The 26058-nt window shown below is 70.0% G+C and carries 24 protein-coding genes, 1 tRNA gene and 1 riboswitch; of the genes, 22 read left to right on the top strand and 3 right to left on the bottom strand.

Annotated features, from left to right (window positions below):
• Positions 1-43 precede the first annotated feature (43 nt).
• Positions 44-259: riboswitch (cyclic di-AMP (ydaO/yuaA leader) on the top strand.
• A gap of 4 nt (positions 260-263) precedes the next feature.
• The 4 genes from LG278_RS17775 (at position 264) to LG278_RS17760 (ending at position 3930) form a co-directional block, all read left to right on the top strand.
• On the top strand, positions 264-953 hold the full coding sequence (locus LG278_RS17775; RefSeq protein WP_404388851.1) for a transglycosylase family protein: 690 nt from the start codon (positions 264-266) through the stop codon (positions 951-953).
• A 240-nt stretch (positions 954-1193) separates the two neighbouring features.
• A tRNA-Thr gene (locus LG278_RS17770) sits at positions 1194-1269 on the top strand.
• 163 nt (positions 1270-1432) lie between these two features.
• Positions 1433-2584, top strand: coding sequence for a tyrosine-type recombinase/integrase (locus LG278_RS17765; RefSeq protein WP_404388850.1), 1152 nt, complete (start codon positions 1433-1435; stop codon positions 2582-2584).
• Positions 2585-2745: 161 nt separating this feature from the next.
• Positions 2746-3930 carry an ATP-binding protein gene (locus LG278_RS17760; protein ID WP_404388849.1) on the top strand — a complete coding sequence of 395 codons (1185 nt, stop codon included), beginning with the start codon at positions 2746-2748 and terminating at the stop codon, positions 3928-3930.
• Positions 3931-4560: 630 nt separating this feature from the next.
• On the opposite strand, the gene LG278_RS17755 is transcribed toward LG278_RS17760, so the two are convergent.
• Positions 4561-4839: a helix-turn-helix domain-containing protein gene (locus LG278_RS17755; protein ID WP_404388848.1), complete on the bottom strand. Its 279-nt coding sequence runs from the start codon at positions 4837-4839 to the stop codon at positions 4561-4563.
• A gap of 524 nt (positions 4840-5363) precedes the next feature.
• Here LG278_RS17755 and LG278_RS17750 point away from each other — a divergent pair.
• The 13 genes from LG278_RS17750 to LG278_RS17690 all read left to right on the top strand — a co-directional run bounded on the left by LG278_RS17750 (position 5364) and on the right by LG278_RS17690 (position 18276).
• Positions 5364-5783, top strand: a complete 420-nt coding sequence (locus LG278_RS17750; RefSeq protein ID WP_404388847.1) for a hypothetical protein — start codon at positions 5364-5366, stop codon at positions 5781-5783.
• 275 nt (positions 5784-6058) lie between these two features.
• A complete protein-coding gene (locus tag LG278_RS17745) occupies positions 6059-6688 on the top strand; it encodes a hypothetical protein (RefSeq protein ID WP_404388846.1) in 630 nt (209 codons plus the stop codon).
• Positions 6689-6796: 108 nt separating this feature from the next.
• Positions 6797-7405: an SAF domain-containing protein gene (locus LG278_RS17740; protein ID WP_404388845.1), complete on the top strand. Its 609-nt coding sequence runs from the start codon at positions 6797-6799 to the stop codon at positions 7403-7405.
• A 4-nt stretch (positions 7406-7409) separates the two neighbouring features.
• On the top strand, positions 7410-8213 hold the full coding sequence (locus LG278_RS17735) for a hypothetical protein (protein ID WP_404388844.1): 804 nt from the start codon (positions 7410-7412) through the stop codon (positions 8211-8213).
• Entirely contained in the window at positions 8210-9850 is a 1641-nt protein-coding gene (locus LG278_RS17730) for a CpaF family protein (protein WP_404388843.1), read from the top strand. The genes LG278_RS17735 and LG278_RS17730 overlap by 4 nt, the downstream gene beginning before the upstream one ends.
• The gene (locus LG278_RS17725) at positions 9847-10731 is read left to right on the top strand and encodes a type II secretion system F family protein (RefSeq protein WP_404388842.1); all 885 of its coding nucleotides are present in this window, start codon (positions 9847-9849) and stop codon (positions 10729-10731) included. The genes LG278_RS17730 and LG278_RS17725 overlap by 4 nt, the downstream gene beginning before the upstream one ends.
• A complete protein-coding gene (locus LG278_RS17720; protein WP_404388841.1) occupies positions 10731-11645 on the top strand; it encodes a type II secretion system F family protein in 915 nt (304 codons plus the stop codon). The genes LG278_RS17725 and LG278_RS17720 overlap by 1 nt, the downstream gene beginning before the upstream one ends.
• 127 nt (positions 11646-11772) lie before the next feature.
• The gene (locus LG278_RS17715) at positions 11773-12009 is read left to right on the top strand and encodes a hypothetical protein (protein WP_404388840.1); all 237 of its coding nucleotides are present in this window, start codon (positions 11773-11775) and stop codon (positions 12007-12009) included.
• Between the two features lie 25 nt (positions 12010-12034).
• A complete protein-coding gene (locus LG278_RS17710; RefSeq protein WP_404388839.1) occupies positions 12035-12451 on the top strand; it encodes a TadE/TadG family type IV pilus assembly protein in 417 nt (138 codons plus the stop codon).
• Entirely contained in the window at positions 12448-12909 is a 462-nt protein-coding gene (locus LG278_RS17705; RefSeq protein WP_404388838.1) for a TadE/TadG family type IV pilus assembly protein, read from the top strand. Before LG278_RS17710 ends, LG278_RS17705 begins: the two co-directional genes overlap by 4 nt.
• A gap of 5 nt (positions 12910-12914) precedes the next feature.
• Positions 12915-13406 (top strand): TadE/TadG family type IV pilus assembly protein, encoded by a 492-nt coding sequence (locus tag LG278_RS17700; protein ID WP_404388837.1) that lies wholly within the window; start codon positions 12915-12917, stop codon positions 13404-13406.
• Complete coding sequence (locus LG278_RS17695; protein WP_404388836.1) at positions 13403-16978, top strand: LysM peptidoglycan-binding domain-containing protein; 3576 nt, start codon at positions 13403-13405, stop codon at positions 16976-16978. Before LG278_RS17700 ends, LG278_RS17695 begins: the two co-directional genes overlap by 4 nt.
• Positions 16979-17472: 494 nt before the next feature.
• Positions 17473-18276, top strand: a complete 804-nt coding sequence (locus tag LG278_RS17690) for a hypothetical protein (RefSeq protein ID WP_404388835.1) — start codon at positions 17473-17475, stop codon at positions 18274-18276.
• Positions 18277-20304: 2028 nt separating this feature from the next.
• Here LG278_RS17690 and LG278_RS17685 read toward each other — a convergent pair.
• A complete protein-coding gene (locus LG278_RS17685) occupies positions 20305-20895 on the bottom strand; it encodes a hypothetical protein (protein WP_404388834.1) in 591 nt (196 codons plus the stop codon).
• Positions 20892-21779: a hypothetical protein gene (locus tag LG278_RS17680; RefSeq protein WP_404388833.1), complete on the bottom strand. Its 888-nt coding sequence runs from the start codon at positions 21777-21779 to the stop codon at positions 20892-20894. The genes LG278_RS17685 and LG278_RS17680 overlap by 4 nt, the downstream gene beginning before the upstream one ends.
• A gap of 1001 nt (positions 21780-22780) precedes the next feature.
• Between LG278_RS17680 and LG278_RS17675 the strand changes: the two genes are divergently transcribed.
• The 5 genes from LG278_RS17675 (at position 22781) to LG278_RS17655 (ending at position 26058) form a co-directional block, all read left to right on the top strand.
• Positions 22781-23602, top strand: coding sequence for a hypothetical protein (locus LG278_RS17675; protein WP_404388832.1), 822 nt, complete (start codon positions 22781-22783; stop codon positions 23600-23602).
• Between the two features lie 71 nt (positions 23603-23673).
• Positions 23674-23877: a hypothetical protein gene (locus LG278_RS17670; RefSeq protein ID WP_404388831.1), complete on the top strand. Its 204-nt coding sequence runs from the start codon at positions 23674-23676 to the stop codon at positions 23875-23877.
• On the top strand, positions 23874-24704 hold the full coding sequence (locus tag LG278_RS17665) for a hypothetical protein (RefSeq protein WP_404388830.1): 831 nt from the start codon (positions 23874-23876) through the stop codon (positions 24702-24704). The genes LG278_RS17670 and LG278_RS17665 overlap by 4 nt, the downstream gene beginning before the upstream one ends.
• Complete coding sequence (locus LG278_RS17660) at positions 24701-25009, top strand: hypothetical protein (protein ID WP_404388829.1); 309 nt, start codon at positions 24701-24703, stop codon at positions 25007-25009. The genes LG278_RS17665 and LG278_RS17660 overlap by 4 nt, the downstream gene beginning before the upstream one ends.
• The gene (locus LG278_RS17655) at positions 25009-26058 is read left to right on the top strand and encodes a hypothetical protein (RefSeq protein ID WP_404388828.1); all 1050 of its coding nucleotides are present in this window, start codon (positions 25009-25011) and stop codon (positions 26056-26058) included. Before LG278_RS17660 ends, LG278_RS17655 begins: the two co-directional genes overlap by 1 nt.

Raw genomic sequence — 26058 nt, 5'->3', positions numbered from 1 at the left:
ACCGGCGCGCTCCACAACTTCACATGGACACCCATCAATCCGGTCTCTGAGCGCGCCGAGCCTCGCCAGCCAGAGACGCAGCCCGCACCGTGCGGGCCGGGCGAGGACGGGGGACCCAGTGTGGCCAGCGTGCAGTGACAACGTGCGATGACGGCGTGTGTGTGCCGTCCTGGTCTGGGGGTGAAGCCGCGCCAGCGGCCGGGCACCTGACCGCCCGAACCCGACAGCTAACCCCGCAGGCGCGCGTCAGGAAGGAATCACCCATGCACTATCAGTCCAAGCATGCCGTGGCGAAGCGTCTCTCCATGAAGCAGCGGATGGCCGGGGTCGGCATCGCCGGCGCGGCGACCGTCGTCGCCGGGATCGGCACCGCGAGCTCCGCGAATGCCGCGGGGAGCGTCTGGGACCGCGTTGCCGCCTGTGAGTCCGGGGGCAACTGGAGCATCAACACCGGCAACGGCTTCTACGGCGGCCTGCAGTTCCTGGGCAGCACGTGGCGCGGCTTCGGCGGCGGGCAGTACGCCTCGCGCGCCGACCTCGCGACGAAGGCGGAGCAGATCGCCGTCGCCCAGCGCGTCCTCAAGGTGCAGGGCCCCGGCGCCTGGCCGGTCTGCTCCAAGCGTGCGGGCCTGACCCGCGCCAACGGCGGTGCGGCCACGACCGCAACCACGACGACCAAGAAGGTCACGACGAAGAAGACCTACGCGGCCCCCAAGCCGACGACCACCAAGAAGGCGACGACCAAGAAGGCGAACCCGACCGCGTCGCGTTCGACGACCCGCACGTCGACGGCCACCGGCGCCAAGGTCACCATCAAGAGCGGTGACACGCTCAGCAAGCTGGCGCAGAAGCACGACGTCGACGGCGGCTGGAAGGCCCTCTACGCGGCCAACCGCGGCACCGTCGCCAACGCCAACCTGATCTACGTCGGTCAGGTCATCCGCCTCCCCTGAGCTTCGGGCTCGGGCCGGGTGACGGCTCAGCACGTCGGACGGCTCCGCACGACCTCACGGTCTGCGGGGCCGTCCTGCTGCGTGGGGCTCGTTGTGGCGGGGTGGGGACGCTGCGAGGCGTGGACGCTGCGAGGCGGTGGCCGCGCCGCGGGCGGCTTTCCGGTAAGCCGTCCGGCTCCGTTACGCTTTCGCCGTCCCGACCGCGCTGGGTGCTCCGGCGTCGCTGCCGCGATCGGGCCTGCTGGCGTGGCGCAATTGGTAGCGCACCTGTCTTGTAAACAGGCGGTTAGGGGTTCGAGTCCCCTCGCCAGCTCCATCGTGTGACCTGCGAAAACAGGCTCTGACCTGCGCTTATGTGGCCCTGTAGTGCGCTGTGGCCCAGAGTCAGAAGCGGACACGAGACCGCCCAGATGTACTCTCTAATCGCACGCTAATCGCACGCTAATCGCACGGCGATGGCTGGATCGGGAGGGTCGCGGGTGGCGAACAAGCCCAACAAGCGAGGCTTCGGACATCTTCGGCGGCTGCCCTCCAAGCGGTGGCAGGCCAGTTATGTCGGCCCCGACCTGGCCCGCCACAACTCGCCGACTACCTTTGCGACCAAGGGCGACGCTGAGGCGTGGCTGGGCGCCGAGAGAAACCTGGTCGCTTCCGGACGGTGGGAATCGCCGGTGGCGCGCATGCAGACGCGGACCGCGTCCAGCTTCAGCTCATACGCGAGGCGTTGGCTGGAGGACCGCCCGCTGAAGCCCCGGACCAGGGACGGCTATGAGCACCTGCTCGAGCGTTACCTGCTTCCGGTGTTCGGGGATCGCCCGCTCGCGTCCATCACCCCGAGCCAGGTGCGCGTGTGGTGGGCCGGTCTGAACCCGTCGACCCCGACGGTGAATGCCCGGGCCTACGCGCTCTTGAAGGCCGTACTGAACACCGCCGTGGCCGACGAGGAGATCTCCGCGAACCCGTGCCGAATCAAGTCCGCCTCCAATGCGCCGCGAGCTTGCGAGATCAGGCCTGCGACCGTGGCCGAGCTGGACACCATCGTGGCGACGCTCCCCGAGAACAGGCGGGCCATCGCCCTCCTGTGCTCTTGGTGCGCCTTGCGCATCGGCGAGGTTCTTGAACTACGCCGCAAGGACGTGGATCTCACGAGAGGGACGGTGTGCGTCGACCGCTCCGTCGCCTGGGTCAAGGGACGCCCGGTCGTTGGCGCGCCGAAGTCCGCCGCCGGCCGGCGAACCGTGGCGATCCCGCCGCACGTGGTGCCAGCGATCAGCGCGCACCTTGACGGCCACGTCGGGCGAGGCAAGGAGTCGTTGCTCTTCCCGGCACGGGACGGGCGCAGTCATCTTCAGCCGACCGTCTTCAATGACGCCTTCCGCAAGGCGAAGCTGGCTGCGGCTCGCGAAGACCTTCGAGTCCATGACCTCCGGCACACCGGAGCCACGCTGGCCGCGATGACGGGGGCCACGCTGGCCGAACTGCAACAGCGACTCGGTCACTCTTCGGTAGGGGCGGCTCTGCGATATCAGCACGCGGCCGCCGGCCGCGACGCCCAAATTGCGGCTGCACTCTCGCTGCTCGCTGAGGGAACTCTCGATGAAACGCACCCCATGCCGACCGCGCCTGACTGAGGTGCAGAAGGCGAGGGTCGTCCGGCACAGCTGGTCGGGTGCCGGTGAGCCGCCAGCGTATGACGCTCGACACGCCACGAGACCCTGCGCGTCTAGCCAGATTGATGCCTATCTAGCGCTAGCCTAGATATAGGCATAAATGGTCAGAGGACGGAGCCGCCATGGAGGCCAGACGAAACCCGTACAGTCCGGGAGCCGGTCGGCCGCCGCTGGCGTTGGTAGGGCGCGATCTCGAGCTGTCCGACTGGGCCGTGGCGTTGGACCGGGTGATGGCGGGTCTGTCGGTGCAGCCGGTGGCTCTCTATGGGCTCCGCGGCGTGGGCAAGACCGTCCTGCAGACCGCGATGGCGAAGGCCGCGGAGAGCCATGGCTGGGTGGTGGCGCAGATCGAGGCCGGTGCGGGCAAGACCTTGCGGGTGGCGTTGGGCGAGGCGTTGTACGGCCCGCTCTCGGACTTGGCACGCCCCAGCGCGGGCCGTCGGATCCTGCGTGCTCTCAAGACTGCCTTGTCGTTCAAGGCGTCGTACGACTCGGCGGGGACCTGGTCCTTTGGGGTGGATCTGGCGGACTCGCCTGGTGGAGGCGCGGACTCCGGCGTCTTGGAGACCGACCTCGACAAGCTCGTCAAGGACCTGAGCGAGGGCGCGGGTGAGGAAGGTGTCGGCGTGGCGGTCCTCGTTGACGAGGCTCAGGATCTGACCACGGACGAGTTGGTGGCGCTGTGCGCGATCGCGCACCGGGCCTCGCAGCAGGGCTGGCCGTTCCTGCTCTGTCTCGCTGGGCTTCCGTCGCTGCCGAAGGACGTTGCCGAGGCGAAGTCGTACGCCGAGCGGCTGTTTGCGTTCTACCCGATCACGGCCCTGCCCAGCGCCATCGCCGGTGAGGTGCTCACCGTCCCCGCCCAGAGAGCCGGCGTCGGGTGGGAGGCCGCCGGGGTGGCGCTTCTCGTGGAGGAGGCCCGCGGGTATCCGTACTTCCTTCAGCAGTACGGGCAGGACACGTGGAACAGTGCTCTCGGCGACGACGTAATCACCGTCCATGACGCCCGAGTGGGCGCCGCTGTGGGTCGGAGTGCCTTGGATAACGGCTTCTTCCGGGCACGGTGGGACCGGGCAACCCGCAGCGAGCAGGCCTACCTGCGGGGGATGGCCGTGGACGGGGATGCGGGCAGCTCCTCAGGAGAGGTTGCGCGCCGTCTGGATCGCAAACCGACCAGCCTGGGACCCACGCGGGCTGCCCTGATCGCCAAGGGGCTGTTGTATGCCCCGGAGCACGGACGGATCGCGTTCACGGTCCCCGGCATGGCTGACTTCATCACCCGTCAATCCGATCCTGACATTGCCTGACCTGCCTGGTCCACGGCAGGGCCAGACTGTGAGGCTCGCCGCCGGTTGTGCCGGCTGGCGCATGATCGTGTGCAGAACTTCCGCCGGCGCGCCATGTGCAGCGGGCAGAACTCCGCGCCGCACTGTGCGCAGGTGACGACGATCACCACCCGGCGACTCACGCGAGGCGTCTGGCGACCGGACGCCGAAGCTACAGCCCCCGCAGGGGAGAGCGGCATCCCACCAGCGAGTCGCGCAGCGGTGGCTCTTCCGGGATCACGTGCAGCGATGAGACCTGTTCGTGAGGGCATTTGGGCTGCGCCGCGCTCGGCGAGCTTCTCGAGCACTGCTGCGGCTACGAGCCCTTTGGATCGACGTAGGCCGTGCTCGAGCTTGTACTGCCGGGCGCGCATGCCGTGACCCTTGTAGGCGTGGAGGCCCAAGTGTGGGCCGCGCCAGCCGCAGATGTGGCACAGGAGTCCATCGGCGTCCTGGTCGAGGACGCCGAACAGGCCGTACCCGTCTGGCTCTCCCACTTGGATCGGGTCACCTGTGTTGTCGTAAGGGGCCACGGGACTGATCATGCCGGTGCGAAGCCGGAGAGGCAGGCCGGAGTACCCGGGCAAGCGGATTCCCGCGCTGCCTGCAGGCTCAACGGGAAGGGCGCGGTGCTCCCATGGACTCCGGTCCTGCAGACATGGTCGGCAGGCGCACCATCATCTGGTCGACGTCGTCCGGGTCGACTCGAAGCACACGGGGCCCGCTGCGGTATGCGGCGAGCACGCCGCTGGCGATGCGCCGTCGAATCGTCTTCGTGCTCAAACCTGTCCGCTCGGCGGCTTCAGCGAGCGACTCGAACTCGCGGCGGTGCTTCTGGTTCATGGTGACCTCCCAGTCTCCAAAGCCCTGGCACTGCGTTCGGGCGATCACCTCAGGTGTGTCTCGCGTTGGAGCAGAGGAGGCCTGCGGTGCAGGCCACGCCCACCATGCCCTTGCTGTGTGGCGCGGTTGCAGCTCCTTCCATGACCCGATGGTCCCCACTCTCGAACTGCGCGATGGCCGCGGGTGTGGTGCCATGGAATGGCAGAAGCGCAAATGGGGCGAATCCACAAGGCCCGTAGCACTTGCAGGTCGTTATCCACAGGTAGCCGTCAAGTGTGCTCAGGCGGGCAGACCGGCCATATCGTGAAAATCGCCGACCCGACGCTGATCGCCAGGCTCAGGTGGGTGGGCTTTATCTCTTGAGACACACGGGGAGAGACGAGATGACTCGAGCATGTAGGCGAGCCGCCGCAGCCGCCATCGCCATTGCTGCGCTAGCTGCGTGCACAGGTTCGTCGACTCCGTCCCTGCCCGCGACCTCCGCGACGCCGAGCGTCGCGGGTTCAACCTCGAGCTCACCGACGTCAACGACGCCGAGCCCAACTCAGGTCGCGGAGGAGGATGCCAGGGGGATGGTGGCAAGGTTCTATCGGGACGCAGACCGCGGAATATTCGAGCCCACCAAGACGAACCCTTCGTTTTTCGAGGGTTCCTCGACGGGCACCGCGTTGGTGGAGAACGTGAACACGCTGAACGCCGTCAAGGCGCAGAGGGTGCATCAGACGGGTGAGACGAAGCTCAAGTGGGTCAAGCACGTCAAGACGGACCTGGCGATCGACCTCAAGTCCACTCCTCCCACAGTCCCCGTCGTCACGTTTCTGGTCTGCTACGACGTCAGTGGCGTCGACATCGTCGACAGGAAGGGCAAGTCGGTGGTGCCTGACAGCAGGAAGCCCACCGGCGTGAACTTGGTCGGGGTCGCCAACCGCGATTATCCGAGCCCTGATGGGTGGCGTGTGGCTTATGTGCAGCCGAAGGACGACAAGTGTTAGCCAGGCGGATCGCGTCGGTTGGAGGAGCACTCGTCCTCGCGGCCATCAGCACGGCCGTGCCCGCCGGCGCGGCGGCTCCGGTCTGTGAGAAGTTCAATCAGAGAGGCGTGTGCATCATCTGGGCCGGCGGTGGCGCAACGCCCGGTGCGGGGCCCGGTGGGGGTTCCACGAGCGGCGCACCTGCTGGGGAGACGTCGGGTGCGAGCACCGGTGCTCATGGTTCGAACGGCGCAACCTCGAATGTTGTACGGGTCAACGGCGTCACGTGTCTTTTCATGGGAGCCCTGGCCGTGGCACCTCTTAAGACGGATCCCATCTGGGCCGGCCACACCGACGGAGGGATCTACCAGTGCCTCGTCGCCGGAAGCGACGTCAATGGCGATCGGGTGCTGCTCTTCTGGGCTGCCGGGCCACCGCCGGCGGCGCCTCCGCCGCCGGACCCGCGGGTCTTGGCCCGTCGGGCCATGAACGCGATGCAGCTGAAGGCGGTGAACATCGGGATCGTCCCCGAGCCCCGGCCCGGGAGTATCGGCATCATCGGGCTACCGACCTGGATGTGGGTGGACGGACCGGCGGAGAACACGTGGGGGCCGATCACCCGCACCGCGTCAGCGGGCGGCTTCACGGTCCGGGCAACAGCCAAGGTCAAGAAGGTCGTGTGGGACATGGGCGACGGCACCCAGGTCGTGTGCCTCACCAAGGGCACCCCGTACGCGGACTCCTATGGGAGACAGTCCAGCCCGGACTGCGGGCACACCTACACCCGCCAGGGCTCGTACGTCGTCACGGCGACGAGCTACTGGAGCGTGACCTGGACGGGGGTCGGGGAGAGCGGCGTGATTCCGCTGGACCTGTCCCGCACGACGAACATCACCATGGGCGAGAGCCAAGTCATCAACCGGTAACGGCTCGACAGGGGAACGCGGATGACCGTGACGACAGGGCACACGGACAGCACCGACGCTGGCCGGCGGAACGGACGCGCCAGGCCCTCTCCGCCCAACCCCGGCGAGGTGGCGCCGGCACCGAAGCTGCGGCGCCGCCCGATCCTCGTCGTCGCTTCGGTCGCCGCCGTCTGCCTCGGCGCGCTGCTCGGGGTGTGGGCGTGGACCTCGACGAGCAACACCCACGAGGTCGTCGCGGTCCGCGCGACCATCGCCCGCGGCGAGACGATCGACCGAGCGGACCTGATGACCGTCCAGGTCGGTGTCGACCCCGGCTTGCGGACCGTCGCCGGGGACAGCCTGCCTGAGCTGGTGGGCCAGCGCGCCGCGATGGACATGGCCGCCGGGAGCCTCGTGACGTCCGAGTCAGTGACGCGGTCGGTCATCCCCCCGGCAGGTCAGTCGGTTGTGGGGGTCGCGTTGCCGCCTTCGCTGATGCCGGGTGAGCCGTTGCAGGCCGGCGACACCGTACGAATCGTCGGTACCCCGGGCGCGCAGGGCGAGGCCACCGACGCCGCGCCGGTCGAGGTCACCGCCACCGTCGTGGGCCTGCACCCGGGCGCGGAGCAGGACAAGACGGTCGTGTCCGTCCTCGTGCCGAAGGACGAGGCCGGTGAGCTCGCCGCCCGAGCGGCCACCGGCAGGGTCGTGCTCGTGCTCGACAGCCGGGAACGGTGACCTGATGGCCCTGATCGTGCTCACCTCAGCCTCCGGGTCACCAGGGGTCACCACCTCGGCGGTGGGCCTCGCGCTGACCTGGCCGCGGCCCGCGCTGCTCGTCGAAGCCGACCCGACGGGCGGATCCTCAGTCCTCGCTGGCTACCTGCGCGGTCAGACCGCCCCGACAGCCTCCCTCATCGACCTGGCGCTGGCCCACCGGTACGGCCAGCTGGACCGGGCGATCCCCGAGGCCGCGGTGCGGATCGAGGGAACCTCAGCCGCGCTGCTGCCGGGGACCCGCTCGCACACGCAGGCCCCCAGCCTGGTGCCGCTGTGGGAACCTCTCTCGGCCGCCCTCAAGACATTGGAACGGACCGGGCAGGACGTCATCGTGGACGCCGGCCGGCTGGGCCTCACGGGGTTCCCGGAGCCGTTGCTATACGCCGCTGACCTGTGCCTGCTGACGGTGCGGTCGGACCTGGTGTCCCTGTCCGGGGCCCGCTCCTGGGCGCAGACGCTGCGGGGCGGGTTCGAGCGGGTCGGCGGCCTTGCGTCGCTGGGGCTGCTGATGGTGGGGGAGGGCGACCCGTACACCGCCCGTGAGGTCCGCAAGGTGCTGCAGATCCCCGTGATCGCCTCTCTCGCATGGGATTCCGCCGCCGCGCAGGTGTTCGGCAGGGGCGCCAAGGCGCCGCGGAAGTTCGACACGTCACCGCTCGTGCGGAGCCTCTTGGCCGCCCGTGAGGCGATCGACTCAACGGTCGCCGCCAACCGTGAGGAGCTCGCAGGCCCACCTGCCCAGGCCCTGATGGGAGCTCGACCATGAACGAGAGCATCGGCCTTCCGCGAACCGCGCAGGGGGCGCAGCCAATTCACGCTACGGACCCCGTTGACCCGACCGATCCGACGTCGTTGCCGCTCTTCGCGACACCGGCACCGACACCTGCGTCGAGCGCCTCATCGGCATGGGCGTCGTCGCGGCCCGGCCGGGTGCGGGGCACCTTCTCGATGCGGCCGACGGCCGAGCGCGACCCCGAGCGCGACGATGCGCGTGACGCTATGACGGGCCCGCAGCAGCGGGCGACGGCGGAGCTGCGTCCGGTGCCGGCGGCATACAGGAGCGTGCTGGACTGGGAGCTGGTCGCGGCGCTGCGGCAGCAGGCGTCGGACCGGCTCAGTGCCGCGTTGGGGGAGGAGCGGGCGCACCTTTCGGCGGCGGTGCAGCGGGAGCGGGGACGAGCGATCATCCTTGACCTGCTCAACGACGAGTCGGTGGCCCGCGTCGAGGCGGGGCAGGCGCAGTGGAGCCCGGCCGAGCAGGACGAGATGGCTCAGGCGCTCGATGATGCGCTGTTCGGCCTCGGGCGGCTGCAGCCGCTGGTGGACGATGACCGGGTCGAGAACATCATCGTCACCGGCTGCGACCGGGTGACCCTCGAGCTGACCGACGGGCGGATGGTGCCCGGTCCCGCGGTCGCGAACAGCGACCAGGAGCTCATCGACTTCCTCGTGTTCCTGGCGAGCAGGTCGGAGGCCAACGCGCGGCCGTTCTCCGAGGCGCAGCCGAAGCTGCACCTGCGTCTGGACGGGGGCGCGCGGCTGGCGGCGGTCGCGTGGGTGATGCCGCGCCCGTCGATGGTGATCCGCCGGCACCGGCTGCGGCAGGTGACCCTCGCTGATCTCGTAGAACGGGGCAACCTGTCCGAGACGGCGGCCTCGTTCCTGCGGGCGGCGGTCCGGGCCCGCAAGTCCATCGTCGTGTCGGGGGCCCAAGGGGCCGGCAAGACGACGCTGGTGCGCGCGTTGTGCGCCGAGATTCCGCGGCACGAGATCATCGGCACCTTCGAGACCGAGTATGAGCTGCACCTGCACGAGCTGACCGAGACCCACCCCATCGTCTTCGCGTGGGAGGCGCGGCCCGGGTCGGGGGAGCGCGCCGCGGACGGGCGGCAGGCGGGCGAGTTCACCCTCAGCGAGGCTTTGTTCGACTCGTTCCGGTTCAACCTCTCCCGGCAGATCGTCGGCGAGGTCCGCGGCCACGAGATCCTCGCGATGCTCAAGGCGATGGAGTCCGGCGCCGGGTCGATCAGCACCACGCACGCCGTCAACGCCGAGGGCGCCATCAACAAGCTCGTCACCTGCGCGATGGAGGCCGGGCCGCACGTCACCCACGACTACGCCGTGCGGGCGATCGCGGCGAGCATCAACCTCGTCGTGCACGTCCACCTCGAGACCAGCCCGCTGGCCGACGGGACCGCGCAACGCGCCCGCTGGGTCTCCGAGGTCATCACCGTCACCCCGGGCGAGCGGGAGAAGGGCTACGCCGTGCAGAAGGTCTTCGCGACCGCGCCCGGAGCGCGGGTCGCCACCCCGAACGTGCTCCCCGACGACTACCGGGACCTGCAGCAGTGGGGCTTCGACCTGCCCGGCTTCTACGGCCACCGGGACGAGGCCGCGTCATGACGCCGCTGATCCCGGCCGTGGCCGGCGCGCTCGTGGTCGCGGGCCTGCTCGGGCTCGTCCTGGGCCTGCAGCCACGGCCGGCGGAAACGGCCCCTTCTCGTGGCCACCGTCTGGCGGGGCCGGCCGGGTCGCGCTGGTCGCGGTTCGCTGGGGTGAGTAGGCGTAGCCGGCGGCTGCTCCTGGCTGGTCTGGCGATCGGTGTCCTGGCGGCGACGTTGACCGGGTGGGTCGTCGCGATCCTCATCGTGCCAGCGACACTGGCTGGCCTGCCGTACCTGCTGTCCTCCCCGGAGTCGGCGAGCAGGATCGAGCGCCTCGAGGCGATGGAGGAGTGGACCCGTTCCCTGTCCGGCATCCTCACCGCCGGCGTCGGGCTCGAGCAGGCGCTGATCTCCACGCTGCGCTCCACGCCGGAGGAGATCCGGCCCGAGGTCACCCGGCTGGCGTCCCGGCTGCGGGCCCGGTGGGGCACCGAACGGGCGTTGCGGGCCTTCGCCGACGAGCTCGACGACGCGACCGGTGACCTCGTCGCAGCCAACCTCATCCTCGGCGCCCGCCGCCGCGGCGCCGGCGTCGCCAGCGTCCTGGAAGCGTTGGCGGAGTCCGTCGCGGCCGACGTCCGGGCTCGACGCGAGATCGAGGCCGACCGTGCCAAGCCCCGCGCGACGGCCCGCTGGGTCACCATCATCACGATCGGTGTCCTGGCCGTTCTCGCCCTGACCGGCGACTACATCGCCCCCTACGCGACCCCGTTCGGGCAGGTCATCCTCGTCGTCCTGCTGAGCCTCTACGTGGCAACCCTGATCTGGATGAAGCGGATGGCCATCGGGGAGAGCCTCCCACGGTTCATCGGCACAGCCGCGAAGGAGGCGGCTCGCTGATGCCCACCGGACTGCAGCTGGCGATCCTGGCAGGTGGCCTCGTCGGGCTCGGCGTCGCCCTGATCGTGTGGCGACTCACCCCAGCCGACCCGGACCTGGGCGATGCACTCAATCGGCTCTCACCCAACCGGACCCCGTCCCGCGCGGATCTCGGCCAGGCGGAGGCAGGAGCCAGCGACGCGCGGGAACGGCTCGGGCTGTGGGGAATGAAGACGCTGCCCGCCGGGGCGTGGGGCAGCGTCCCCGTCAAGGAGCTGGCCATCCTGCGGATCCCGGTGAGCCGCTTCTACGGCGAGAAGCTCATGTTCGCCGGGCTGGGGCTGCTGGCCCCGCCCCTGCTCGCGGCCTTCTTCACCCTGCTGCGTCTGCCCGTCCCGGTCGTCATGCCCGTCATCGCCTCGCTCGGGGCCGCGGTGGTCTTCTTCTTCCTGCCCGACTACAACGCCCGCGACGACGCGAAGAAGGCCCGGGCCGAGTTCGCTCGCGCCCTGGGCGCCTACATCGACCTCGTCGCCCTGGAACGCAACAGCGGAGCCGGGCCGCGGCAGGCGATGGAGGCCGCCGCCGACGTCGGCGACTCCTGGGTCTTCCGGCGCCTCGGCGAGGAGCTCGCCCGGACCCGCTGGTCCGGCCTGACCCCGTGGGACGCGCTGCGCAACCTCGCCGACGAGCTCGGACTGCCCGAGCTGCAGGACCTGGCCGACATCATGCGCCTCTCCGGGGAGGAGGGTGCGCAGATCTACTCCAACCTGCGAGCCCGGTCCGCCGGGATGCGCGCCGCGATGCTCGGCGCCGAGAAGGCCAAGGCCAACGAGGTCGGCGAACGCATGTCCATCCCGATGAGCCTGCTCGGCGTCATCTTCCTCGCCATCCTCGTCGCCCCCGCGCTGCTGCGGGTCATGGGCGAAACCTGACTTAACGAACTCGAACGGCACTGCACCGCAAGCGATTTCGCATCACCCACACCACCAAAGGGCACGTGAACAGCCCGGGAGAACTCGGGACCACCCGGCAGCAACAACACGAAGACAGGAGAGGCTCATGAACTACCTCGCAGCGACCCTGCACATCCTCGCCGCCACCCTCACGGACAGGGCGGAGGCCACGCTGGCGACCGGGCTCGGACGCAACCCGAAGCCCGGCGAGGACCACGTCCCTGACAGGGGGGCGGTCACGATGGAGATGGTGATCTGGGCGGTCGCGATCATCGGCATCGTCGGGATCGTCGTCGCCGCCATCACCAGCTACGTGACCTCCAAGGCCGGCAGCATCAGATAGCAGCCACCGGATCCGCAGGCCGAGGATGAGCAGCACCCGGGCGCCCAGACGGCGTCGCCGCAGCGCGGCGGGGCCATCCGAGCGAGGCTCCGCCTCGATCCAGATGGTGCTGCTGCTGCCGGTGCTCTTCACGGTCATGTTCCTCGGGATGCAGGCGGCGTTGTTCTACCACGCGAGGTCCGTCGCGATCGCCGCGGCGCAGGAAGGAGCGCGGGCCTCCTCGGTCGAGGACGGCAGCCGGGGAGCGGGCGCTGCCGCGGCGGCCTCCTTCGTCGCCGAGGCCGGCGGTGACGACGTCCTCAAGGGCGCCCTCGTCAGCAGCAGCCGGACCGCGGAGGTCGCGACCGTGACCGTCACCGGGACCTCGCTGAGCGTCATCCCGGGCTGGTCGCCCTTCGTGCGGCAGTCAGCGACGGCGCCCGTCGAACGGATCACCCGATGACCCGCCTCCCATCCCCCCGACGCATTCACCGCCCGCAGCGGAGGGGTTCCGAGCGGGGCTCGGCCGTCATCGAGACCGTGATCGGCGTCCCCGCGTTCCTGCTCTTCGTCGGGCTCATCATCTTCGCGGGCCGGATGGCCATCGCGCACCAGACGGTGGAGGCGGCCGCCAACAGTGCGGCCCGCTCGGCGTCGATCTCCCGCACCCAGGCAGAAGCGGAAGCGGCCGCGTCCCCCGCAGCCACCGCCACGCTGGCGAGCCAAGGGCTCACCTGCGCCAGCACGGCGGTGTCGGTCGACACGACCGGGTTCGCCGCCCCGGTCGGCACGCCTGCTCAGGTCACCGCGACCGTGACCTGCGAGGTCGACCTCGCCGACCTGTCCGTGCCCGGCGTCCCCGGCACCAGGACGGTCACCGCCACGATGCGGTCCGCCATCGACACCTACCGACAGCGGTGATGACCATGACGACCAGCACGACGACACGGCCACCAAGCCCGGAGCGCAGGGGAATCCGTGAACGCCGCCACGGCGTCGGCATGGCGCGACGCGACCGCGGCTCGGTGAGCATCTGGCTGGCGGCCAGCGGCCTGGTCATGATCATCCTCGTGGGCCTCGCCGTCGACCTCGGAGGCAAGGTCGGCGCCCAGCAGCGCGCGCAGGACGTCGCCCGTCAGGCTGCCCGCGCCGGCGGTCAGCAGCTCCAAGCGGCGGGAGCGGTCCGCGGCGACGGTGTCACCGTTGACCTGTACGCCGCGCAACGAGCCGCCCAGACCTACCTCGCCGGATCGGGGATGACCGGGACCGCGTCCGTCGTGGACGGTCAGACGGTGCACGTCACTACCACGGCGACCTACGAGTGCACGTTTCTGGGCATCATCGGGTTGAGCTCGTTCACCGTCCACGGGGCCGCAGACTCCCGCACCACTCGCTCCGTCTATGGGGTCGAGCAATGACCCTTAGGACTGAGCGAGACGCCCGGCTGCGGGCACGTCTGCTCGGCCTGGCCGCGGCGGCGGGGCTCACCGCGATCCTGGTCGGCCTCCCCGCCGCGTTGCTGGCCGTCGGAGCAGACCTCATCCCGGACACGGTCCCGTCCGTGCCCTCGATGAGCCGGTTGTGGGCGGCGCTGACCAGCCCGGACGACGGGTCCCTCGTGCTGGGCCTGCTCACGATCGTCGGCTGGGCCGCGTGGCTCTTTCTGGCGGGTTCCATTGTCCTCGAGGTCATCTCGCGGCTGCGCGGGGTCCGCGCTCCTCGGCTGCCGGGGCTGGCGCTGCCGCAGGTGGCCGCCCGGAATCTGGTCAGCGCCGCGCTACTGCTGTTCATCACCGCGCCCGTCGGCGCCCAGCCGGCCAAAGCGGCGACCATCGCGACCTCCCCGGCGGCTGTCGCTGCCGCGGTTGAGATCCCCGCCGGGGCCCACGCGGAAAGTAATGGCACACCCCAGGAAGGGCGCCCGGCCCACGCCGCCACCGGAGCCGCCGCAGCGGCGAGAGACACCCTGACCACGAACCGCGGGACCCATCGGGGCAGTGCTCCGCACTTGCTGACGCACACGGTCAAGCGGGGCGAGTCGCTGTGGTCGATAGCGGAACAGCGGCTCGGCTCCGGGGCGCGTTTCACGGAGATCGCGGTCCTCAACACCGACGTGCTCGGGGACAAGCCCGGCTTCCTCACCCCGGGCACCGTGCTCGTCATCCCCCGGGCAACCACCACAGACGCCGCACACGCCGTCACGGTCGAGCCCGGAGACACGCTCTCGCAGATCGCGCAGGAGCAGCTGGGGGCCGCGGGCCGGTACCCGGAGATCTTCGAGGCCTCGAAGGACACCCGCCAACCCGGCGGCGCACGACTGAGCGACGCGGACCTCATCCAGCCGGGGTGGACCCTGACCGTGCCCACCGCTGCCGCACAATCGACCCGTGCACCCGAGAGCCACCAAGAAGCGGACAACACAGGGGAGCGCGCCGTCACCGTCAAGGCGGGCGACACCCTCTCCGGCATCGCCCAGGAACAGCTGGCCGATGCCAGCCGCTACCCCGAGATCTTCGACGCCTCGACGGACACCCGCCAGGCCGACGGCGAGCAGCTGCGCGACCCGGACCGCATCCGCCCCGGCTGGATCCTGACCATCCCCCCAGTCCACGGACCGGTCAGCCAGCCGCCGCCCGCGCCAACTGCATCGCCGGAGCGTCACGTGCCGCCCCGGCCGGCACCCCGGCACGGCGCCGAGACTCCGTCGCCCGCCTCCACCCGAGGATTCACCGACCTGGCTGGCGCGACGACGACCGCAGCCGAGGGCGCGACACCGACCACACAGCCAGCAACTCCCGGGTCGCCGACTGAGGGGCCGTCGGCCACAGATCAGCAGGGTGAGGTGCCGGCCGCGTGGATGCTGACCGGCCTCACCGGTGCGGGAGCGCTCCTCGCGGGGTCCCTACTCCTGCGCCTGCGCAGGCGACGCGCAGCCCAGTTCAGGGCACGGCGCCCCGGCCGCACGATCGCCACACCCGAGCCGGCCCTGGCGCCCGTGGAGAAGACCGTCTTCGCTGTCGGCGGCTCCAGCGCCCCGACCGTCGTCTACGTGGACGAGATGCTCCGCCGGTTCGCCGCCGCCCACACCCGGACCGGCGGTGCCCTCCCGCAGGTGGCGGCCATCGAGCTGACCGAGGGGACGATCCGCCTGCACCTGATCAGCCCGGCTGCCCTTGCCGCGCCCTGGCAGGGCACGCCCGACCAGCTGCACTGGACGCTGCCAGCCACAACCGCGCTTGACGAGGTCGGGCCAGCCGTGCCGGACCAGCCCGCGCCCTACCCCCTGCTGGTCACGATCGGAGCCAGCGACACCGGGGACCCCTGGCTGCTCAACCTCGAGGACCTCAACGTCAGCATCACCGGCGACCCGGACTTCAGCCGTGACCTGGCGAGGTACCTGCTCGCCGAGATCGCCTGCAACCCGTGGTCACACGGAGTGCGGGTCGACATGATCGGGGTCGCCTCCGAGGTGGCCGCCATGAACCCCGCCCGGCTCCGCCTCCACACCGGCGGCGACCCGGCCGCGGACGTTCTCACCGAAGCCATCGCGACCCTCGACCGTGCCCAAGAGCTCGGCGACGACGTGCCCACGGCCCGGGCCATCCAGGCGGGCGCCGACGCCTGGCCCGCACGCCTGTTCATCCTCGACACCGCAGCCGACGCCGCGGTGACTCCAGCGCTAACGCAGCTGCTCGACCTCATCCACGCAAACGCCTGCCGCACCGCCACCAGCGTCGTTGTCTGCGGTGAGCTCACCGACAGCGGCGGCAGCCCACCCCCAGCGATGGAGATCACGGTGACGGCGGACGGGCGGGTCCTGCTGCCGGGAGTCGGGCTCGACCTCGTCACGGTCGGCCTCACCCCGGACGAAGCCCAGGGTTGCGCAGCTCTGCTCGCCCAGAGCGAGGACCTCGACGACGTCCCCATCCCCACCACCGACGCCGGGGAGGGGTGGCGGTCCTGGACCAACGAGGCCGGCGCCCTACGCGACGAGCACACCCTGCCCCGATCCGTCGACGAGCACAGCCTCGGCGAACCCGTCACCACCGTCCTCGACCTCGACGACGAGGACTACCTCCGGGACGGCGCGACCACCCGAGAGGACCTGCAAGCACTCGCACCCAAGGTCGCCGCCCAGGTCAGCGACGCCGTGCTCGCCGCGGACCCCACCCTCGACGCGGACCTCGCCGCATGGTGGTCAGACGACTGCCGGCTGCCACGCCTGACCCTGCTCGGGCCGGTGAGCGCCCGGACCCGCGGCACCCCGCTGACCAAGCGCAAGCACTACTTCACCGAGATGCTCACCTACCTCGCCACCAGGCCACACGGCGCCACCCCAGCAGAGCTCGCCGACACCTTCAACATCACCCAGGCCAAGGCCCGCGACTACATCCGGATCCTGCGCGACTGGCTCGGAGTGAACCCCCGCACCGGCGACAAGCACCTCCCCGACGCCCGGAAGGCACCAGCCGCCCTCGCCCGCGGCGTCGGCGTCTACCAGGTCGTTGACGTCCTCGTGGACGCGGACCTCTTCCGCCGCCTCCGAGTCCGAGGTGAGGCACGCGGACCCGAGGGGATTGAGGACCTGGACGCCGCCCTGCGGCTCGTGCAGGGCCAACCTTTCAGCAGCCTCAAAGAGGACCGCTGGTACTGGCTGGTCGAGGGCGACCGGATCGACCAGCACCTGCTGTGTGCCATCGTCGACGTCGCCCATCTGGTCGCCACCCAGAGCCTGCGAGCAGGCGACCTGCGGCGGGCTCGGCTTGCCGCGGAGACCGCCGCACTGGCCGCGCCCGACGAGGAGATCCCGCGGCTCGACCTCGCGGCCATCGCCGACGCCGAAGCCCACCACGCCGAGGCGGACCGGATCCTGCGCGATGATGTCCTCAACCGCTCGGACAGCGAAGGCGCACCCCCGGAGCTGACTGACCGCACCAGACAGGTCATCGCCGCCAAGGACTGGCTGGAACGGACCCGCCACGCCAGCTGAGCGGACCAGGCCGGTGGCTCCCGCCAAAGGACGTTGATCGAACACCTGTTCCATACTGGTCCCATGGCTGGAGGATCAGGACGAGGCGTCACACACCCCGTTCCCGCCACGCCCCCAGCTCGACAGCACTGCTGGGTCACCGGCCCATCCACGGCCCGTGGACCACACCCGGGTCTCGTCGTGCGCTGGCAGCAGACGCCGGACGGCTCATGGAAAGCCCTCGTCGTCTATCTCGTCGAGAGCGACGAGACCCTCATCCAACAGTGGCTACCGGCCGAAATGCTCGTCCCAATCGCACGGTGAGCATCCAACCCGCTGCGAGCTGAACTCGCCGAATGACCGCGGTGCGCGGCAGGAAGATGTCGACACGTCCTCGGGGGTCTCGGTCCACCCGTCGTGGTACGAGGACCGGGCACGGCCCCCGCCATCCGATTGGGGGGACCCAGGGCGTCGGGCTTCAACGGGGACGTAACGTCGGGCTATAGCGGGGACGCATGGCGCATCTCCTGCATGCTGGGTCCATGAAAAACTCGGAAGAGTTTCCCCCGATGGAATCGTTCCCGCGCTTTCCGGGAAGCATCACCCGAGAGTTCCTGACAATCGGCATCGCGCCGGTCGGGCCTGACTTCGACGTCGAGTACAGCACCGACGTCGGGTTCTGGATGGTCTGGCTCAGGCTGGCGCATGACCATGCGATGGAATCGGCGGCTGCCCGCGAAACAGCGCTGGTCGCGCGCCGCGCGGGCGACGCCCCGGCCGTTCAGAGCGCCCTCTGGTCCGAGTTCAGGCATGGCCTACAGGCCGTCACCGCGTCCGCATACTCACTCGAGGCGCTGTGCAAGATGCTTGAGGCGCGGGGCGCGGTGGACGAGGAGACCGAGAAGCGCCGGCGCAAGAGGAAGCCTTGGGCGAGTCGGCGGGTGATGGAGACCGTGCTGCTGGTGAGCAATATCCCCGCCCCACGGATGGACCGCCTCCGCCCGAACATCGAACAGCTCTTCAACAACCGCAACGCGTCCGTTCATCCCGAACTGGACTTCAAGACCAATGTTCGGCATCACGCCCTCGACGTCGACGTGAACCCCATCTACGTGTGGTGCGGCAGCGAGCAGGCCGTGGGAGGTTTCGCAGTCGCTTTGGAGTTCCTCGCTCTCGCCGTCGTCCACGTCGACGACACCTCCTACAGCTCCCAGTTCCTGCGGATCGCCAGGGAGGGCTTGGTCGAGTTCCTGCGGGAGCATCCTGACCTCGTGTCGGATGAGGCTCCAGAGTTGGCCGACCTCATCGCTAACGCCTGACGAAGTACCTAGGCCGAGGACCTGGACTCCTCGTACAACATGGCCCGCACCATCGCCAACCAGCTCGAAGAGTCCACGCAGTCGTGAATTGAGGACTCCTGCCGTGGCTGCATATCGCCCCCCGCCTCAGGCGATCGTCACCACGACTGCGAAGCCGGTCGCGATGCTGCACCAGTGGGTGAAGCGGGAAGACGGCTCGGTGCACGTCCCTCCGCAGGTCGTGGTTCGACAACGGGCGGGCCGAACAGCGTCCGCGTCACCCTGGCCGGCGACGGCCGGGAACCTCTCCCCATGGCGCTCGTCGAGCTCGCCACCCGCTACGAGGGCACGCGAATCGGCCGGAAGGAACTCCAAGGGAACTCCTGGACGAGGTGGAGCGTGCGCTGTGGCAGAGCGCCAGATCAACGGGGACCGGGTCCTCGGCCGCCCCGCCGAACTGGTCCGGGTCGTCGTCGCTGTCGACCCCACGGTCACCAGCGGGGAACGCCGGCGAGACCGGCATCGTCGCCTCACGGAAGGGCACCGACCGGAAGGGCAATGTCGTAGCTGTCCGGTTCCAGCCAGGACACGCCCGGCCGGTGGGCTCAGGAGATCGCCGTAGAGGATCCCGTTCGGCCGGGAGCGCGCCAGTTCACGGGGGCCTCGACGAGCTGGGCGATCTGCGCGTCTGCCTTCGTAAGGGGACGTTGTCGTGCGTTTCGGTTCTCGCGTTGAGGTGGGGTATGGGAGGGCGGGACCTTCACTGGGCGTGAAGCTGGGGCAAGGGACGGCAGTACCCCACCGGCGCCTCCGGACGCCCCAGGCGAAGCACATGCGCCGAGTAGGACAGCGAGCAATCCTGCAGCGGCGATCAGTAGCGCGCCGGGAGCCCACCGGCGCATGCGCACATAGGGTGTTTGGACCATGTTGGCCCCCTGTAGTTTGTCGTCCCATGCGCAGCTAGTGCGTTGGGCGACCACCTCACTCCAGGATAGGACGCGTCCGCGCTGCCCGCTCCGGTTGTGGCAAGCGCGGCGGTTGTCCGCCGGCGCCGCAGGTCGACGCGGCCAGTCCACGAGATCGCCGGACTGGAGACGTGGGCGCGGACCCGCAGCGGCGGTTTGATCAGTTCCCGACGAGCCGTCACAGTCTGGTGGTCATCTCTGCGCGGGAGCTTGCGGGTTCCCCCGCCGATGCCCGGATGGCCGCAGCGTCAACGTCAGCGGCGTCCGAGGCGGTCTTCTCATCGGTGGAGTTGCTGTCCGCCCTTGCCTTGGGCATGTCTTGATAGGCCGTGCCCAAGAACCGCCGAGCAAAGCCGGCGCGCCCTGGCCGTGGTCGCGTACGGCGGGTCGCCGATGGCGATCGCGGCGTGTCTCGCAGCTTGGCAGCACCCGTAGTGCAGGGCGCCCGGCATCGCGTGCGAGCCGGCCTTCTGCTTCCCTGCTCGTCCACCCGAGGGTCCGGACCTGCTCGAAGCGGGACTCGTCAGCGGCAGCCTGCTCACGCGGCGGCCGGATCGCGACCCACCGTGTCCCAACTGGTGCCCGGCTGTCGGGCGAGCCCCTGGATCGAGGCGTGCTCACCCCACACTCATATCGGAAGGCCGGCAACGTCGTCAGCGCCACTCACCAGCCCAGCCGACACGCCGCGAAGGCCTCGGGGAAGAAGCTGGGCAGGCGCCCCGCCTCGTCACGAACGAACGCGCCGCCACCGCCCGCGAGCTGCGTGACGCCGGCATGAGCCTGCGCGCCATCGCGACCCACATGCGCGTACCCCAGCCGCCGTGAGCCGGCTGACGGCCCTGAGCTTGGCCACGCCGAGTGGCGGCCTGACGAGGAAGCGTCACATTCGCACGAGCACTAGGACGCCAGCGAAGAAGAGCCCCATGAGGATAGCGACGATGATGACGATGACGATCGAGTAGAAGTAACCATCGTTCTCATGCGATACTTCCCTTGTAGCCGATCCCATTGCGGTGTGGATCGGAAGTGAGCTCCAGGATTTCCTGCCGGACGACAGGGCCTGGGGCTCGCGCCATGTCTGGGATCAGATGTCGATGATCGTGGTCTTGGACTCGATGTGTGCGTAGTGCTCGATGGTACCGCAGCGCGTGTCGGCGACTGTCCCGCAGACCGCGTCTGGAACCCACAGCAGAGGCTCCTCACGCCCGCGCGCGTGGTCGAGGCGGATCTTGCCCTGGAGGGCATGGGTACGGCGCATCGCATCGAGCATGTGGGCGTCGCGTTTGTCGTCGGCCTTGCCGCGGGACTCGAAGACGACGTGCTCGACGCCGAGACCGGTGAGTTCCCACATGAGGGCCTCGAAGCACTTCCGGCGTGCCCGTTCGCGAGAGCCGCCGAGGTCCGCTGGGTCGCTTCGCACGACGACGACGTGCTCGGTGGGGCTGGCAGCCACGGCTCGAGCGATGCTCGAGCGGCGGCCATGCTGCTCGTCGCGCCAGTGCAGTTTGGCCTGACCGGGCAGCCGCATCGCGTTCATCGTTGCCCGGACATCCTCTTCGAGCGGGACCTCGATCACGGCGGCCGCGAGGATGTACGTTCCCGGGTCCTTGACATGGTTTGACCCGGATTCGTCGGCGTACGCCCGAACGAGGATGGGTGGCTTCGTGCTGGTCATCTCGGCCGCTTCTTACGTCGGGCCGTGACGCGCCGTCGAGGCCTGCGGGGCGCGGGCCTCGACGCCTCGATCGAGTCGGGGTCGAACGGCTCGAGCAGCGTGTAGCGGTTGCGCGTGCTCAGCCCGGTGGGGGCCAGTGGGTTCGTGTATGTCTCCGGGTCGACCTGAAGGACCTTCTTGTCGGCGAGCTCCTTGAGGCCGCGCTCGGCGGTGTCGGCCGACCAGCCGTACCAGTCCGGTACGTGCTCGGTGGCGAGCTTGAAGTGGGGCGGCTCGCAGAGGGCGACCAGCAGCATGGCGATCGCCGGCAGCGACAGCTTCTTGTCCCACTCGTCGAGCCAGAACCGGTGGCTGAGGCGGAGGAAGCGCTCACTGTCGTCGCGGCCGGTAGGCCGTGTGTAGGGCGCGCCGGAGCCGTCGGGGCGGAGCAGCGTCACGGCGACCAGCCGCTCGCGACCGCGCCTCGTCCGCTCGATGAGATCCCGCTTCACGAGCCGAGACAGGATCTTTGTCGCCGCGTTCGACGCCGAGGCCTCGCCGGCGGTCTCGACGGTGCCCAGCGCGCGAGCCCAGAGCTTGATGTCCAGGCTCGTGGTCCACCCGTCCTCCCGGGCGCCGCTACTGATGATCGTGTTAACGAACAGGAAAGCGAGGAGGCCGCGCTTGTCGCCGTTGTTGACGAACTCGGCCAGGGGCCCGTGACGACGCTTCAGCCGGCGGTTCGGGTTCTGCACGAACACCTTGGCGATGGGCACGAACGATCGCCCGGACCGCTCGATGAGGAAGAATCTGGTGTCCTGCGCGGTCGCGGGGATCGGCTGGTCGCCGATGGGGGGTGCGACGGACCCACTGCCGTGAGGCTGGGTCGTCGGCTGCTTGGTCATGGGTCAGTTGTACAGCCTTTGGGGGCGAATCGGAAACCGCATTGTGTGAGGCTAACTGCCGCTGAAGCGGGTGTCTGATGAGAACATGCAATAGCATGTGAGGACTGATGACAGTACCGGTGATGAGGGCCATAGTCGGCTGCCGTGCTGGCGCAACGATCCTGTGTGTGAAGGGGGCAAGGCGCGCTCTCGCCGAGAGCCTGGCTGACGATCAAGTCGCCGTCAGGTAGCCGAGCATCGGCCGCACGGGCTCGTCAGCACACCGGGGTCAGAAGTGAGCTCTCCAACCACTGTTGGACGAGGATTCCGCCGGGCTCCAAGTAGGACACCAATGCGAACCAGCCGTCATCGCGTTTCTCCCAGTCAAGAACCAGACCAGGGTGGGCGGCCAGGTTGCTGTTCGACCTCGTAGCAGGCGACGGTGCCCTTCATCCCGGCCATCATCCGACCCTGCTCGGTGGCGAGGTCAAATGTCGCCGCCGACCGAGGCGAGCTTCAGCCGAGTCGGTCCGCGTGGTCGACGACGTCCTCGAGCTGGCGCGGGGTGCGGGTGAGCAGGTCCCTGTCCTGCATCATCCGCACGTACGCGGGCCGGGGCTTGCTCCGGGTGGCGCTGACGTCGTTGTCCTCGTAGACCTCGTTGACCGACCAGCCAAGGCGCTCATCGAGTTTCGCGCAGTGGGCCAGCTGCCGCTTGACCCCCGCCCCAAGCCTTCTGAGTCGCGGGAGATCCGTAGGTGGATGCCCACGGCCACGGTCATAACTGGCTTTAACGAGAGACCTACGGGATGGCTCACGGCTGCACGTCGACATCCCTGGCATCAGCCGCGCGCATCGGCATCTTCAGATTCTTGGGGTACACCGCGTCGTCGCAGGTCAGGATGACGTACCCCCGTTGCCGGTGAAACGTCCCCCTCTGCGGATCCGCACATGGGGTGACGTTCCCGGGGACGTCTGAGAGCGACCTTCCTGCCGTGTCTGAACGGCGGAAGGAGCTCATGATGAGTGTCGCGACGCAGCTGGGTCTGGGTGACCCGGAGAGTGATGTCCTGGCGGCGGCCCGGTCGCGTTGGCCCGGTTGGGTGTCGGCCCACCCGGAGCTGGGCGTGGTGGGGGACCTGCTGGAGCTGCCGGGGTGGTTGCGGCAGGCCGACCGCGGTGACGCCGACGCGGTGCTGTTGACGTTGGCGGAGCTGTCCTCGCCCGAGGGTGGTGACGACGTCGCCGCGACGGGGGCTCTGGTGTGGGTGCTGCTTCCCGGGGTGAGTCTGCTGGCTGCCCGGATGTTCACGCTGGCCCCGAGGATCGACCAGCTGCTGGCGGCCGCGTTGTGGATGGAGGCGCGGACCTTTCCGTGGCAGCGCGGGCATCGGGTCGCGGCGAACATCCTGATGAACGCCCGCAAGGCCGTCATGCGAGACCTCGGCGTTGGGGTGGCGGCGGACCCGACGTGGGCGCGGACCTTCCCGGCCGCCCCCTCGGAGCGGATCTGGGAGGACTTGCCGACGGTCCCCGCCGGGCCGCTCGAGCCGTCCGAGGCTTCGGTGCAGCAGGGGCTGGCCGAGCTGCTGGACTGGGCGTGTGCTGGTGGCGTCATCACCGGCGAGGACCGAGCCTTGCTGGTCGAGGTCGCGCAGACCGCTGACCGGCAGCAGACCGTGAGGTCCGGGCGTGGCCACGCGGGGCTGCTCGGTAACGACGTCTCCGGCGAGGTCGCCGGGCGGCGGGGAGTCGCGGCCATCACGGTGCGCCGTCGCACCAGCCGCGCCATCCGAGCCCTGCGGGACGCGGTGGGTGTCACGGCCGCGAAGGTGCCCGCGTGAGCTTTGTGACCGCCTGCCAGCGCGGGCGGGCTTTAGGGGGCGAGGTGATGACAGTGACCGTCCGAGAAACCGTGACAGAGACAGACCCGAGAGACGCCGAGCGCCTGATGGACGTGGCCAGCACGGAGGTGGCGACGATCGAGGAGCTCGCTGCGTGTGTCGAGCGGCTGCACGAGGTGCACCGCGCCAAGGTGGCACTGTCACGGCTCGACTCCGCGGCCCTGCGACAAGCACTCGACGCGCGCCGCACAGTGTTCGACGGGGGACCGTCGTGACCACTGCCGTTGCGCGCCCGGCGGTGAGCACAGCCGAGCTGAAGCGGGCGTGGATGGCCGTCCAGGCAGGGCAGTTCCGCAGCGGCGGCCGCCGCCGCTCGACCTCACCCGGCTGCGCCAGGTCGAGGCCTGAAGGTGTGTGGGAGCCGACCGAGCCGGTGCTGCCCGTGGTCGGCTGCCACGGCGGCGCCGGCGCCACCACCCTCGCCGTCGCGCTGGCGACTGCCTCCGGGGTCGCGCGGGTCATCGAGTGCGCCACCGCCACCGCCTCAGGCCTGGCCGCGACAGCCACCGCAGAGCTCGGCCACACCGGCGGCTGGGCGCAGGGCAGCCGCGACCAGGTCCTGCTCGAGCGCGCGACCGCGACGGTGACCGGCCCTGACGACGTGCCAACGCCGACCGCGCCGACACGACCAGAGGGCCTCAGCGTCCTCGACGTCTCATGGGAGCTCAGTCAGCTCCTGGCCGGGTCATCCTGGCTGGCCGACCAGGTGCGGCACGCGCCCACGGTCATCGCGGTCACCTCGGCCACCCTGCCCGGCCTACGCCGGCTCGAGGGGGCACTCGCACTGCTCCATGGCACGGACGTGGTGGCAGGCGTGGTCGGACCCCGGCGCGGGCGGTGGCCGCGCGGAGTCGCTGCCTCCATGGGTCCGCGGACCCGGGAGCTGGACCGACGCTGTCATCTCGTCGACATCCCGACCGACGCCGGGCTGGCCGGCAGAGGACTCGACTCTGGGCCCCTCCCGCCGGCGCTGCTCAGCGCGGCGGCCACCCTGCTCCGGCTCGCCACTACCGACACCCACGGGAAGGACCTCCCATCATGAACGCCACCCCTCACAACGTGTCGGCCGCGTATGCCGCACTGCCGCACAAGGTGTGCCCCGTGGCCCCGCCGGGCGCCCAGGTCTACGCCGACCAGCTCATGGGCTACGTCCTGTGGGGCGTCGGGATCCTCTTCACCCTCGGGATCGTTGTCGGCATCGGTGCCGTCGTCGGCGGCCGCATCTTCGGCATGCCCCACGCCAGCAAGGCCGGCGTCGTCGGCCTTGCGATGGTGTTCGTGGCCGTCATCGGCTACCTCATCCTCCCGGGGATCGTCAGCGCGATGACCGGCAACGGGTGCGTCTGATGCGACCCGCAGTCCGACCTGCCGGTCGATCCGCCGGCCGGTATGACGGCGCCGCCGGGACCGGGTGGGACCGGCGACGGCTGCTGACCGTTCTCGCGGGCGGTGTGTTGGCTGCGCTCGTCTTCCTCGTCGGCCTGGGCTTCGCCGTCTACTACGCGCTCGGCTCCGTCGGCCGCTCCACGGCTTCAGTCTCATCCCCAGCAGCCACCGTGGGAACGGGCGGGGCCCGGAGCCTCGGCGATGCCGGCCGCGATGCATCAACCGGGGCCGGGAGAGGTCAGGCGTACCGCGACAGCATCGCCGCCGCACCGATGCTCACGGTCGAGCCGGACAGTGCCCGCCGGGGCGTCCCCTCGGCTCACCCCGCGCCGACGCTGCTCGTCCCGGCGGCGACGGGTACCGGCCCAGCGGGCGTCCCGACCGGCTTCCCGAAGACCCCGGCGGGGGCGGTGGGCCAGCTCGCCGCGATCGAATCCACCGTGCTGCAGGGCATGTCCATCCCGCAGGTCAACGACGTCCATCACCGATGGACCCTGACCGGGGCGGTCGGGGTGGCGTCATGGCCGCTCACCCAGAACGTCCAGGCCTTCCTCGCCGCCGCCGGTCAAGGGCAGAGCAAGGACCTCGCTGTGACGGTCACCGTCACCCCGCTCGCGGGGATGGTCAAGGGCGTCGACGGTGACGAATGGGTGCTCGCGTGCGTCCTGCTCGACGTGCAGGCCGTGATCACGACCGACGCGCGGATCGCGTACGGCCACTGCGAACGCCTGCAATGGACCGATGACGCAGGCACCGATGGTACGGGCGTCGAGGGCACGGGCGGAGCGCGCGGACCTGGGGGACGTGGGGGGCGGTGGATGATCGCGCCCGGGCCGAGCCCCGCCCCGGCGCCGTCGACGTGGCCGGGCACCGACCTGGCCATCCAGGCAGGGTGGCGGACCTGGGTCGACGCCCCACCCGCCCCCAACACCGGTGCCGGTGCTGCACCCGACGCCGCCGTTGACAACGTGCCCGACGCTGAGGCGGTTGCCGGAAGTGCGGGGTCCTGA

Source organism: Humibacillus xanthopallidus (genome assembly GCF_044793955.1).
Classification (GTDB): Bacteria; Actinomycetota; Actinomycetes; order Actinomycetales; family Dermatophilaceae; genus Humibacillus; species Humibacillus xanthopallidus_C.
This window is presented reverse-complemented; position numbering and strand designations above follow the sequence as displayed.

Bases quoted from the DNA above. Each gene is read 5' to 3' on its own strand.
- LG278_RS17710 (WP_404388839.1), top strand. From the start codon at position 12,035: ATGAGCAGCACCCGGGCGCCCAGACGGCGTCGCCGCAGCGCGGCGGGG.
- LG278_RS17720 (WP_404388841.1), top strand. From the start codon at position 10,731: ATGCCCACCGGACTGCAGCTGGCGATCCTGGCAGGTGGCCTCGTCGGG.
- LG278_RS17655 (WP_404388828.1), top strand. From the start codon at position 25,009: ATGCGACCCGCAGTCCGACCTGCCGGTCGATCCGCCGGCCGGTATGAC.
- LG278_RS17700 (WP_404388837.1), top strand. From the start codon at position 12,915: ATGACGACCAGCACGACGACACGGCCACCAAGCCCGGAGCGCAGGGGA.
- LG278_RS17685 (WP_404388834.1), bottom strand. From the start codon at position 20,895: ATGACCAGCACGAAGCCACCCATCCTCGTTCGGGCGTACGCCGACGAA.
- LG278_RS17760 (WP_404388849.1), top strand. From the start codon at position 2,746: ATGGAGGCCAGACGAAACCCGTACAGTCCGGGAGCCGGTCGGCCGCCG.
- LG278_RS17705 (WP_404388838.1), top strand. From the start codon at position 12,448: ATGACCCGCCTCCCATCCCCCCGACGCATTCACCGCCCGCAGCGGAGG.
- LG278_RS17725 (WP_404388842.1), top strand. From the start codon at position 9,847: ATGACGCCGCTGATCCCGGCCGTGGCCGGCGCGCTCGTGGTCGCGGGC.
- LG278_RS17715 (WP_404388840.1), top strand. From the start codon at position 11,773: ATGAACTACCTCGCAGCGACCCTGCACATCCTCGCCGCCACCCTCACG.
- LG278_RS17675 (WP_404388832.1), top strand. From the start codon at position 22,781: ATGAGTGTCGCGACGCAGCTGGGTCTGGGTGACCCGGAGAGTGATGTC.
- LG278_RS17690 (WP_404388835.1), top strand. From the start codon at position 17,473: ATGGCGCATCTCCTGCATGCTGGGTCCATGAAAAACTCGGAAGAGTTT.
- LG278_RS17775 (WP_404388851.1), top strand. From the start codon at position 264: ATGCACTATCAGTCCAAGCATGCCGTGGCGAAGCGTCTCTCCATGAAG.
- LG278_RS17750 (WP_404388847.1), top strand. From the start codon at position 5,364: ATGGTGGCAAGGTTCTATCGGGACGCAGACCGCGGAATATTCGAGCCC.
- LG278_RS17660 (WP_404388829.1), top strand. From the start codon at position 24,701: ATGAACGCCACCCCTCACAACGTGTCGGCCGCGTATGCCGCACTGCCG.
- LG278_RS17735 (WP_404388844.1), top strand. From the start codon at position 7,410: ATGGCCCTGATCGTGCTCACCTCAGCCTCCGGGTCACCAGGGGTCACC.
- LG278_RS17745 (WP_404388846.1), top strand. From the start codon at position 6,059: ATGGGAGCCCTGGCCGTGGCACCTCTTAAGACGGATCCCATCTGGGCC.
- LG278_RS17730 (WP_404388843.1), top strand. From the start codon at position 8,210: ATGAACGAGAGCATCGGCCTTCCGCGAACCGCGCAGGGGGCGCAGCCA.
- LG278_RS17695 (WP_404388836.1), top strand. From the start codon at position 13,403: ATGACCCTTAGGACTGAGCGAGACGCCCGGCTGCGGGCACGTCTGCTC.
- LG278_RS17680 (WP_404388833.1), bottom strand. From the start codon at position 21,779: ATGACCAAGCAGCCGACGACCCAGCCTCACGGCAGTGGGTCCGTCGCA.